Source organism: Carboxydothermus islandicus, assembly GCF_001950325.1.
GTDB classification, from domain to species: domain Bacteria; phylum Bacillota; class Z-2901; order Carboxydothermales; family Carboxydothermaceae; genus Carboxydothermus; species Carboxydothermus islandicus.
This window is the reverse complement of sequence record NZ_BDJL01000142.1, coordinates 45499-56439: the sequence shown is the minus strand read 5'-3', so window position 1 is coordinate 56439 and position 10941 is coordinate 45499. Positions and strand designations below refer to the sequence as shown.

General features: G+C 42.2%; 15 protein-coding genes. 14 read left to right on the top strand and 1 reads right to left on the bottom strand.

The genetic code is table 11. The features are described from left to right. From ciss_RS12620 to tsaD, 11 genes are all read left to right on the top strand, one after another. The coding region (locus tag ciss_RS12620; RefSeq protein WP_201787809.1) for a heterodisulfide reductase-related iron-sulfur binding cluster at positions 1 to 1024 on the top strand (1024 nt) is incomplete at its 5' end. A 71-nt stretch (positions 1025 to 1095) separates the two neighbouring features. Beyond that, positions 1096 to 1350, top strand: coding sequence for a CopG family ribbon-helix-helix protein (locus ciss_RS12615; RefSeq protein WP_011343645.1), 255 nt, complete (start codon positions 1096 to 1098; stop codon positions 1348 to 1350). Then, a complete protein-coding gene (locus ciss_RS12610; protein ID WP_075866637.1) occupies positions 1350 to 1700 on the top strand; it encodes a type II toxin-antitoxin system PemK/MazF family toxin in 351 nt (116 codons plus the stop codon). The genes ciss_RS12615 and ciss_RS12610 overlap by 1 nt, the downstream gene beginning before the upstream one ends. A gap of 41 nt (positions 1701 to 1741) precedes the next feature. Then, positions 1742 to 2407, top strand: a complete 666-nt coding sequence (locus tag ciss_RS12605) for a gamma-glutamyl-gamma-aminobutyrate hydrolase family protein (RefSeq protein WP_075866636.1) — start codon at positions 1742 to 1744, stop codon at positions 2405 to 2407. Further along, positions 2404 to 3534 carry an amidohydrolase family protein gene (locus ciss_RS12600; RefSeq protein WP_075866635.1) on the top strand — a complete coding sequence of 377 codons (1131 nt, stop codon included), beginning with the start codon at positions 2404 to 2406 and terminating at the stop codon, positions 3532 to 3534. The genes ciss_RS12605 and ciss_RS12600 overlap by 4 nt, the downstream gene beginning before the upstream one ends. Positions 3535 to 3635: 101 nt before the next feature. Continuing rightward, positions 3636 to 4028: a response regulator gene (locus tag ciss_RS12595; protein WP_075866634.1), complete on the top strand. Its 393-nt coding sequence runs from the start codon at positions 3636 to 3638 to the stop codon at positions 4026 to 4028. 49 nt (positions 4029 to 4077) lie between these two features. Continuing rightward, positions 4078 to 4263, top strand: coding sequence for a hypothetical protein (locus tag ciss_RS12590; protein WP_075866633.1), 186 nt, complete (start codon positions 4078 to 4080; stop codon positions 4261 to 4263). Between the two features lie 95 nt (positions 4264 to 4358). Further along, positions 4359 to 4820, top strand: a complete 462-nt coding sequence (gene tsaE / locus ciss_RS12585; RefSeq protein WP_166504034.1) for a tRNA (adenosine(37)-N6)-threonylcarbamoyltransferase complex ATPase subunit type 1 TsaE — start codon at positions 4359 to 4361, stop codon at positions 4818 to 4820. Further along, positions 4811 to 5464 (top strand): tRNA (adenosine(37)-N6)-threonylcarbamoyltransferase complex dimerization subunit type 1 TsaB, encoded by a 654-nt coding sequence (gene tsaB, locus ciss_RS12580; RefSeq protein ID WP_075866632.1) that lies wholly within the window; start codon positions 4811 to 4813, stop codon positions 5462 to 5464. Before tsaE ends, tsaB begins: the two co-directional genes overlap by 10 nt. A 2-nt stretch (positions 5465 to 5466) precedes the next feature. After that, positions 5467 to 5916, top strand: a complete 450-nt coding sequence (gene rimI, locus ciss_RS12575; protein WP_235837308.1) for a ribosomal protein S18-alanine N-acetyltransferase — start codon at positions 5467 to 5469, stop codon at positions 5914 to 5916. 1 nt (position 5917) lies between these two features. After that, positions 5918 to 6919, top strand: a complete 1002-nt coding sequence (tsaD, locus tag ciss_RS12570) for a tRNA (adenosine(37)-N6)-threonylcarbamoyltransferase complex transferase subunit TsaD (RefSeq protein ID WP_075866631.1) — start codon at positions 5918 to 5920, stop codon at positions 6917 to 6919. Positions 6920 to 7000: 81 nt separating this feature from the next. On the opposite strand, the gene ciss_RS12565 is transcribed toward tsaD, so the two are convergent. Next, the gene (locus ciss_RS12565) at positions 7001 to 7621 is read right to left on the bottom strand and encodes a beta/alpha barrel domain-containing protein (RefSeq protein ID WP_201787814.1); all 621 of its coding nucleotides are present in this window, start codon (positions 7619 to 7621) and stop codon (positions 7001 to 7003) included. Positions 7622 to 7764: 143 nt separating this feature from the next. On the opposite strand from ciss_RS12565, the gene ciss_RS12560 reads away from it, so the two are divergent. The 3 genes from ciss_RS12560 to ciss_RS12550 all read left to right on the top strand — a co-directional run bounded on the left by ciss_RS12560 (position 7765) and on the right by ciss_RS12550 (position 10874). Continuing rightward, entirely contained in the window at positions 7765 to 9063 is a 1299-nt protein-coding gene (locus ciss_RS12560; RefSeq protein ID WP_075866629.1) for a radical SAM protein, read from the top strand. A gap of 84 nt (positions 9064 to 9147) precedes the next feature. Then, positions 9148 to 10428, top strand: a complete 1281-nt coding sequence (locus ciss_RS12555) for a phenylacetate--CoA ligase family protein (RefSeq protein ID WP_075866628.1) — start codon at positions 9148 to 9150, stop codon at positions 10426 to 10428. A 14-nt stretch (positions 10429 to 10442) separates the two neighbouring features. Further along, on the top strand, positions 10443 to 10874 hold the full coding sequence (locus ciss_RS12550; RefSeq protein WP_075866627.1) for an ACT domain-containing protein: 432 nt from the start codon (positions 10443 to 10445) through the stop codon (positions 10872 to 10874). Positions 10875 to 10941: the final 67 nt, after the last annotated feature.

Sequence of the window (10941 nt, the reverse complement as noted above, 5' to 3'; positions counted from 1 at the left end):
AAAATTAAAAGGCAATCCCAGGCTTTTAGCTGAGGTAAATGAGAAGCTTCAGGAATTTGGGTTAAAGCTTGCGGGAAGTTTAAAAGTATTTCACCTAATTGAGTTTTTAGCCGATGAGGTAGGGGCGGGGGTAATAAAACAGCGGGTGCAGAAACCTTTACGAGGTCTAAAAATTGGGGTGCATCCCGGCTGTCACCAGAACCGGCCATCGCCTGCGGCTTCCTTTGAAGACCCGTTAAATCCCCGGAAATATGATACTTTAGTACAAGCATTAGGGGCCACCACCGTTGAATATCAATCAAAGTTAATGTGCTGTGGCAATAATCTAACTTTAGCTGGAAAATTAGACGACGGCTGGCGGATGGCCCGGGTGAAAATTCAGGAGCTTACGAACCTCAGAGCCGATGCTTTATCGGTTACCTGCCCGGCATGTTTTATGCAGTTTGACCAGAAACAGGCTCTTTACGCCCGGCAGGGAGATAATCTTAATTTACCGGTATTGACTTACATGGAGCTTTTAGCTTTAGCTTTAGGGATTGAGGCGGAAGAGTTAAATTTAAAAGAACATCGGGTTGACCCATTCCCCCTCTTACAAAAAGCCGGAATAATTAATACTCCCCTTCCCTTTAATGAAGAAGTGCTAAAGCGGTGCTTAACCTGCGGTGCCTGTGAATACGATTGCCCTTCGGCTCGCACGGGAGTGATGTCGCCCCAGGGGGTAATTAAACGGTTTTTAAACGGCGAGATTGAAGAACTTATAAATTCTCCGGAAATCTGGGAATGCGTTGAATGCCATACCTGTTTGGAATACTGTCCGCAAAGATTTGGCATGGAAAAGGTATTTACCTGGTTAAAACACCAGGCAATGGTGCGGGATGCGTATCCTAATTCCTTGAAATCGGGTTATGAAATGTTTCTAAAAACCGGCAGGCTGGCGAAAATTGATGACCGTCAGCGGCAAAAGGTAGGACTTCCTCCCCTTTCATCCCAGGAACCCAAACAGTTTGTAGAAAAGCTGCGGTAACCTTTGTTTTTCTTGCTTTTTGGTGTATAATTAGGAAGGACGGCATCACGTTTTTAAGGAGGAATTGTTAAGTGGCTTCATTAAAAAAAGTTGTGGTGGCTGTACCTTCAAATCTTTTGGAAGAAGTTGATAAAACTGCGGCGCTGGAGAAAATCAGTCGAAGTGAAGTTGTCCGTCAAGCTTTAAAGTTATATTTGGATGAAAAAAAACGTAAAATGTTAAGGGAAGAGATGATAAAAGGCTATAAGGAAATGGCCAAGATCAACCTGAATTTAGCTTTAGAAGGTTTTTATTACGAAGCGGATGGTTACATGGAGGTTAAATAATGGAGATCAGGCGGGGGGATATCTTTTACGCTAATTTAAGCCCCGTAATTGGTTCGGAACAGGGCGGTACCCGTCCGGTGTTAATTTTGCAAAACGATATTGGCAATTTGTACAGTCCAACTACCATTATTGCCGCAATAACTTCCCAAATTAACAAAGCCAAGCTTCCAACCCATGTGGAAATTTCGGCAGAGGAGTCCGGGTTGGAGAAAGATTCGGTAATATTATTAGAGCAGATTCGCACCATTGACAAAAGCCGTCTTAAAGAAAAAGTTTCGTCTTTAAATAAAGAATTAATGCGGAAGGTCAATCAAGCCTTGGAAATAAGCCTCGGACTGGTGGAAATTTAGCCTTTTTCCGGGGCTTTATTTTTTTAAGGAGGGGTGCCTCCATGTATATTGGGATCCCAGTCTGGCCGGAGGATGGTTTCTACAAAAGCCGCCAGAGTTACGTGCAAAAATTACTAAAAATCGGGGCTGAACCATTTTTTATCCTTCCGGAGCACGATTTAGCCGGGGTATTTAAGATAATAACGGGAGTTTTAATTCCCGGAGGTGGGGATATCGCTCCGGATTTATTTGGTGAAGAACCGCGGCCGGGTATTCGAAATTATAGCAGGCAAAAAGACTTATTTGAAATTAATCTTATTCAAGAAGCTTACAAACATGCATTGCCGATTTTAGGAATATGTCGCGGTATGCAGCTAATCGGGGTAGCTTTTGGGTCCGGTATGTATCAGGACCTGTTTACGGAAAAAGAAGGAGTTTTAGACCATGAACAAAAAGCCCCTCCCCAAGAGCCAACCCACCTGGTAACTTTAAGCCCCAAGGGACGTTTAAGGGAAATTTTTGGCGCCGCAAGGGTGCGGGTAAATAGCTTTCACCACCAGGCATTAAAAAATGCCGGGACGGTTCTTAGCGTTGAAGCGGTGGCGGAAGATGGGGTTATTGAAGCAATTAGTGGACCGAAAATTTTGGGAGTGCAGTGGCATCCGGAACTTTTAGAAAATCATGATGACTTATTTTTCTGGCTTATAAAGGAGGGAGGAGCTCAATGAAGGTTTTAAAAAATGGGGTTATCGTTTTTGCTTCCGGTGAACAGCTTAAAGGCGACCTTTTAATTGATGATGAGGGAAAAATTGTTGAAATTGGTGCGGGAGTTTTTGCGGATGTGGAAGAGGTAATAGACCTTAAAGGGCAGTATGTTTACCCCGCTTTAATTGATGCTCATACCCATATCGGGTTAATGGAAGAAGGAATAGATTTTGTAGGGGAAGATATCAACGAATATTATGATCCGGTTACTCCTCACGCCCGGGCTATTGATGGGATTTACCCTTTTGATGTAGCTTTTCGCGAAGCTTATCAAGAGGGGGTTTTAGCCGTCGGGGTTTTGCCGGGGAGCAGTAATCCTGTGGGGGGAACCGGTTATAGCCTTTCGACCTGGGGAAAAATCGTAGACCGCATGGTTTTTGGGCCCTGCGGGCTGAAGATTGCCTTTGGGGAAAATCCTAAAAAAAATTACGCGGGACAGAAACGCTTACCTGCCACCCGCATGGGTACGGCCATGCTGATTCGGGAAAACCTGCTTTATGCCCGGGAGTATTTGCGGAAAAAAGAAAAAGGGGAAAAGGTAGAGTTTGATTTAAAAAAGGAAGCGTTTATTCCGGTGCTGAAAAGGGAAATTCCTTTAAGAGCCCATGCTCACCGGGCGGACGATATAATGACGGCCATCCGCATAGCCCGGGAAGTGGAAGTAGACTTGGTGATTGAACACTGTACCGAAGGTCATTTAATTATTGAGGAGCTTAAAGAAGCCCGGGTGCCGGTGGTGGTAGGGCCTACCCTAACCGGTCGCTCCAAATACGAATTAAGGGAGCTTGGCTGGGAAACTCCGGTGAACCTGATAAAAGCTGGAATAAAAACGGCAATAATGACCGACCATCCGGTTATTCCTTTAAAATACCTGCGTTTGCTGGGCTTTCTTTTACAAAATTACGGACTGACGGAGAAAGAAATTTTGCCGTTATTTACCAAAAATCCTGCCGAAATTTTAAAGATAAATTCCATGGTGGGCGATGTACAACCGAATTTGTGGGCCAATTTAATCGTGACGGAAAAGCCGCTTTTTTCTCTGGGAAAAATATCGATGGTATTTTTTAAGGGAGAAAAAATCGTCGGATAAGGTAGAAAGAAAACGACAAGTTTTTTGCCAGAAGGAAAAGGATTTTTTTTATCTTTGACGAAAAAAGTATATGGTAATAAGTGGGGATGGGGGGAAAACCCATGGATATTATGCAGGTTTTGATTGCCGATGACCAGCCGGGGATTAGAATGCTTTTAAAAATTATTTTGGAGCAGATGGGCTTTGGGGTACATGAAGCAAAAAACGGCCAGGAAGCGGTGGAAAAAGCTTTAAATATTCGCCCGGGTTTAATTATTATGGATATGCGCATGCCCTATAAAAGCGGTGATGAAGCTATAGCTGAAATTCAGTCTTTTCTTCCGCAAACGGACTTTATTGTAATGACTGCTTATACGGCTCCCGAAGTGTTGGAAAGGATTGATAAGGAAAAAATTTTTGAGGTTATTGCCAAACCTTTTGATGTTGAGGAGTTTAAAAGGGTACTTAATAAATACCTTGTAGAAAAATTTCCCTGGAAATATTCTTTTGTGTAGACGTTTTCCGAAATTTAATTTAAAATGAGGGGATAGGGGGAGTAATGATATGGGAGATATTAAATGCACGAACTGCGAGCTTTGCGGTCGGGAGGTACCAGCGGATTTAATGTGTACTTTGGTTTTAAACGATGAAAATAAGGTGGAAGAAGCCTGCTGGTGCATCTGTCCCGAGTGCCGGGAAAAATTTAAAAAGAATATTGCGGAAGTTTATAAAGCGCTTTTGGATAAGTAAAACCGGGTTTTGTTCCCGGTTTTTTTATTTGGTTGATTTACCAGAATATAAAGGCTATAATGTTTTTGAATTCTCTGCAAAAGGAATGGGGTTTAATGATTGAGTTTATAAGTAAGGAACCGGAAAAAACCAAAAAACTTGGCGAATATATCGGGAAAAATCTTCCTCCCGGAAGCATAATAATTTTAAGCGGTAATTTGGGAGCGGGTAAGACCCTTTTAGTATCAGGGATTGTGGCAGGACTTGGGATAAAGAACCGGGTAAAAAGCCCAACTTTTAATCTTGTCCACACTTACCCGGGAGAAAAGGGTAACGTTAATCATTTTGATTTGTACCGAATTTCTGCCTCGGAGTTTTTTGCTTTGGGTATGGATGAATATTTCACCGATTACGATATTAATCTTTTGGAATGGGGAGAAAAAGTAGCAGGGGAGTTAAAGAAAGATTATCTTAAAATTACTCTAAAAAATATTGCCGAAGGAGAGCGGAAAATCAAAATTGAGTCTTTTGGCGAAAAGTTTAAGGAGTTAATGGAGGCGCTTAAAAAATGGAGTTAGCCGTAGTTGCTGCTACCAGAAGTATTTCCCTGGCTTTACGGAAAAATGATGAAGTTATTTTTGAAATAAACGACCGGTTAAAGGAACCCCATGCGGCGGGTTTAATGCCTTTAATTGATTTCGCGTTAAAAAGGGTCTCGGCTAAGCCCGAAGATTTAACGGCCATTTATACCGTTTTGGGACCCGGTTCTTTTACCAGTTTAAGAATTAATCTTGCTACCTGTCTTGGCTTGGCCCAAGCTCTTGGTATTCCCGTTTATGCTACCGATACTCTACGCTTAATTGCGGCCAATGCTGGAGCATACCGGGGGGAAGTTTTGGTTTTAATGGAAGTAAACCGGGAAGAGGTATATTTTGGACATTTTTATAATGATTTGGTTCCAAAACCACAAGACCAGCTTACAGTTTTAACCGTAAAAGAGGCAAAAGAGAAAATTACCAATTTTGCGGGAATTTTAATCGGCGATGGAGTGGAAAAGTTAGGAGAGATTCCCGAAAATTTAATCTATCTAAAAAAGGCCAACGAACCTATCGCCAGCAATTTATTTTTTCTGGATTTAGAGTTAATACATATCTTAGAGGTAAAACCGCTCTATTTAAGAAAATCTCAAGCGGAAATCGTGCGGGAGGCAAGGGGAGAGTAAAATTGGAGTTAAAACATATGGAATTAAAAGACCTCCCTCAGGTGTTAGATATTGAAAAACTTTCTTATACTAATCCCTGGAGTAAGGCAAGTTTCATGTATGAAATAACCGAAAATCCGTTAGCAACTTATTTGGTAGCTCGTGAGGGGGATAAGATATTAGGGTACGGGGGTATCTGGATTGTATTGGATGAAGCTCATATAACTACTTTAGCTGTCCATCCTGCATACCGCAGAAACGGGGTAGGAAAAATTTTATTGAATGCATTACTTGAGGTAGCTAAAAATAGAAAGGTGAGAAATATTATTTTAGAAGTACGTGCCTCTAATTTTCCGGCGCAGAACTTATACCAGAAGTTTGGTTTTAAACCAATAGGAATTAGAAAAAAATATTATTCCCGTCCGGAAGAAGATGCTATTGTAATGAGCCTCGAAATAAAGGAGGATACCTAATTTGGGTAAGGTTATCTTAGGCATTGAAACATCCTGCGATGAGACGGCAGTTTCCTTAGTGGAAGATGGTAGAAAGGTGTTAATTTCCTTACTTTCTTCTCAGGTAGATCTGCACCGGATTTACGGTGGTGTAGTACCCGAAATAGCATCCCGCAGGCATTTAGAATTGATTTTTCCCCTGTTAGATGAAGCGTTTCGTAATTTCCCGAAGGAAAAGATAGCTGCGGTGGCGGTTACGTACGGTCCCGGGCTTGTAGGAGCTTTACTGGTTGGCCTTTCGGTAGCCAAAAGTTTAAGCTATGCCTTAAATGTTCCGTTAATTGGGGTTAATCATATGGAAGGGCATATTTTTGCCAATTTTCTTGAAGATGCAAAGCCGGTTTTTCCGGCGCTGGTGCTGGTAGTTTCGGGGGGACATACCGATTTAATTTTCATGCGGGGCTTTGGGGATTACGAGCTTTTGGGGGAAACCATTGACGATGCTGCCGGGGAATGTTTTGATAAAGTGGGGCGGGTATTAAACTTACCCTATCCCGCGGGGCCGGTTATTGACCGGTTGAGTAAAAAGGGAAAACCCATCTATAAGTTTCCGGTTGCTCGTTTAAAAGAGGAAGGATATAACTTTAGCTTTAGTGGCCTTAAGACTGCGGTACGGGTTTTCCGGGAAAAAAATCCCGATGCCAAAGTTGAAGACATTGCTGCGTCTTTCCAGGAAGCTCTGGTTAGAGCTTTGGTGGAAAATACCGAAAAAGCTTTAAGAGATTACAAACCGGCTAAGCTTTACTTGGCCGGCGGTGTTGCGGCTAACTCAAAGTTGAGGGAAGAGTTTTTAAATCTTGGGAAGACTTATAACATTCCGGTGCATTTTCCTTCCCTTCAGTACTGTACCGATAATGCGGCAATGATTGCTGCCGCCGGTTATCACCGTTATCTTTTAGGTAAGTTTGCCCCGCTTAATTTAAACGCCTACCCTTCGCTGATGCTCGGAGAGGAAAGGTATTAATCCTGTGGAAAACTACCTGTGGATAATGTGGATAACTTTGTTGATAACTTGAGATCAAAGGGTTTGTCCTGTTGATAACTTTTAAAAATTTGTCAAAGTGCTCCGGTATTTGTTCATAAGATGTCGCATGAGCTCGGCGTTTGACGGTGGAGTGTAAGTTATGGCGTTAGCTCCGGCTTCAATAGTTTTTAAAATTGAGTCGTTGGTCGGGCCACCGGTGGCAATGATGGGAACCTGGGGATAGTTTCTTCTAATTTCCCGCACCACGTGCGGGGTGCTGGGACCGGCGGAGACATTTAAAATATCGGCTCCATTGGCTAAACGTGCTTCAATATTTTCTTCCGGTGAGATTACGGTAACGATTATCGGAATACTCACCGTTTGTCTTACCATTTTTAAGGAATGATTATCGATGGGGCTGTTTAAAACAACTCCCAAAGCTCCCTGAAATTCTGCATCTAGGGCTAAGTTAACTACCCTTCGCCCGCGGGTGGTACCGCCGCCCACGCCTATAAAAACCGGCTGGTCGGCAGCGCTGATAATGGCATGGGTGATTATCGGCTGAGCAGTGAAAGGATAGACGGCCATAATGGCATCAGCGTTGTTGTTCCGTATTAATACGAGGTCGGTGGTAAAGATGATGGATTGAATATGTTTTCCTAAGATATCAATTCCGGAAGCTTCTTTAATTACTTCCGGCATTTTTATTATGTTGCCCCTTAAAACGGAAGTAACAGCAGGAATAATTCTATCCAATGTAATCGCTCCCGTAATTTTTTATTTTTAGTTTTACAAATTTATTATAGCGTTACTGAAAAATCTGTAAAGAAGTCTGGTGGAAATCAATGGAAAAGTATTTGGCTGATGCAGTAAAAAGAAACGTGCTACCCATAACTTCACGCTGTAATGTCCGCTGCCTTTTCTGCAGCCATACCGGAAACCCTTTAGAAGTTAATACCGTATCCTTTTCCCATCTACCTTTTAATAAAATTAACGAATTTCTTCCTTTTTTAGATCCGGAGAAGAAAATTGTTTTGGGCGAGTCGGCTACAATTATAAACGAAGGAGAACCTTTATTCCATCCGGATTTTAAGAAAATATTGCTTAAAATTCGGGAATTATTTCCTAAAACTCCTCTTTCCATTACCACCAATGGCCTTCTTTTAACCCGGGAGATGGTGGATTTTTTAAGTTCTTTAGGGGAAGTTGAGCTGGTGATTTCGGTAAATGCGCTAACACCTGCCAAGAGAAAATTAATTTTTGGTTTTAACTCGGATATATATCCTAACCTTTACTATTTATCAGGAAAAATACCTTTTACCGCAAGTTTTGTTTTTATGCCCCACGTGGTGGGTTATGAGGAATATGTTTTGAGCATCAAAAAATTAATGCATTTGGGGGTAGAGGCGGTCAGGGTTTTTCTTCCGGGTTTTACCGAAAAAAATAAACAATTAATTAACGCTCCTTCCGCTTTGGAGAAACTTTCGCAAAAACTTTTTGCAGAGTTTTTGGAGGAAAAAACCCCGGTTATAATTGAACCAAAACGTCTAACGGATTTTAAAGCCGAAGTTTTAGGGGTAACCCCCGGGGGTAAGGCCTATTTTTTAAAGAAAAATGATATTATTTTAAAAATAAATGGCCAACCCCCTTTTAGCCGGATGGAAGCCCATAAACTTTTAAATACCCCCGGCGAGAAGTTTTTAGAAATCTTCCGGCAAGGAGAGTTGTTGACTTTTAATTTTTCGTTAAAACCCGGGCAAAAAGCGGGAGCGGTTTTTTACCGGGATATTGAGAAAGAAATGCTCTTGGGGATAATTAGCAAAGTAGAAAAAGCTTTAGCGAAATCCCCTCTTATTTTAACTTCTTACTTAGCCGCTATCTTAATCAAGAAGGGGTTACAAAAGCTTGGAGCCAGTTACTCGGTCTTACCGGTAAAAAGCCGGTTTTTTGGCGGAAACATTGGCTGTGCCGGCCTTTTAACGGTAGAAGATTACCTCTGGGCGGTAACAAAGGTGCTTAAAGTGCAAAAACCGGATTATCTTCTTTTACCCGCTATCTCCTTTGACGACCGGGGCCGGGATTTAACCGGTAGAAGTTACCTCGAAATTGAAGATTACTTTAAAATTAAGACGGAAATTTTATAAAAAAGTTTTAAGCCAAAAGGAAAAATTTTTGTTTTGTCGAATATATAAAAAAATTTTATCTATTTCGAGGGGGTAGCCTGAAAAATGTTTCGCAATCGGGAAGAAATTAAAGAAATACAGCTTCACCGCTTGAAAGAGTTAGTTAAAAGGGTGTACGAACGGGTACCTTTTTACCGGCAGAAATTAGATGCCATTGGTTTTACACCGGACAAACTAAAATCTTTGGAAGATCTTCGGCATCTTCCTTTTACTACCAAACAGGACCTGCGGGATAACTACCCCTTTGGCCTTTTTGCGGTAAGTCTGGAAGAAATTATTAGAATTCACGCTTCTTCCGGTACTACCGGCAAACCCACGGTGGTGGGTTATACCAAAAATGATATTGACCTCTGGAGTGAATTAATGGCAAGGTCAATGAGAAATGCCGGGGTAACTTCCCGCGATATCATTCACAATGCGTATGGCTACGGGCTCTTTACCGGTGGACTGGGTTTTCATTACGGCGCTGAAAAATTAGGGGCAACGGTGGTGCCGGTTTCCGGAGGTAACAGCAAACGCCAGTTGATGCTAATGGAGGACTTTGGGGCAACGGTTTTAACCTGTACCCCATCTTATGCTTTGCATTTGGCTGAAGAAATGGAAGAGCAGGGTATTTCCCGGGACAGGCTAAAATTGCGACTGGGGATTTTTGGTGCCGAGCCCTGGAGTGAAGAATTAAGGGCAAAAATTGAAGAGAAGCTGAAAATAAAAGCTATTGACGTTTACGGCTTAAGTGAAATCCTGGGACCGGGAGTAGCAATGGAGTGCCAGGAGCAAAAGGGCTTGCACATTAATGAAGACCATTTCCTTCCGGAAATCATCGACCCGGATACCGGTGAGGTATTGCCGTACGGGGAAAAAGGGGAGCTGGTAATAACCACCTTAACCAAGGAAGGAATCCCTCTTTTAAGGTACCGCACCAGAGATATTACCGCCCTTTATCCGGAGCCGTGTGCCTGCGGGAACGTCTTAATTAGAATGGATCGGGTAACCGGCAGAAGCGATGATATGTTGATTATTCGCGGGGTTAACGTCTTTCCTTCCCAGATTGAAACGGTACTTTTATCTCTGGGTTACACCGAGCCCCACTACATGATTGTGGTGGATAAAAAAGGAGCCCTGGACCAGTTAGAAGTTTGGGTTGAACTATCGGAACAGTTCTTCTCCGATGAAGTAAAGAAGCTTGAACAGTGGGAAAAGAAAGTGGAAGGGGAGCTTTTTACGGTTTTAGGGATTAATGCTAAAGTGCGGTTGGTGGAGCCCCGCAGTATTCCGCGCAGTGAAGGTAAGGCCAAGCGGATTTGGGATAGAAGAGAGTTAAAATAAAAGGAGGGAGTTAGATGATTGTTAAGCAGTTATCGGTTTTTTTGGAAAACAAATCGGGAAGACTTGCCCGGGTGACCGAGATTTTAGGGGAAAATAACATCAATATTCGGGCTTTATCCATTGCCGATACTACCGATTTTGGTATTTTAAGGCTTATTGTGAACAAGCCCAATGAAGCTTATAAGCTGTTAAAAGAAGAGCAGTTTATGGTAAGTTTAACCGATGTTATTGCTGTGGAAGTGCCCGATAGGCCCGGGGGGTTGGCCGGGGTTTTGAAAATTTTAGAGCCCTACAACATCAATATCGAATACTTATATGCTTTTATGGAAAAGTCTTCTAATAATGCTTTGGTTGTTTTTCGGGTTGAAGACCTTGAAAAGGCGATAAAAATCTTGACCGATAATGGAGTCAAAGTGCTGACGGGTAACGAGGTTTATAGCTTATAACCGGCCTTATAAAGCCGGTTTTTTTTGTTAATTTAGTTTTAAAAATGTTGAAAAGTAGCAGGAATAT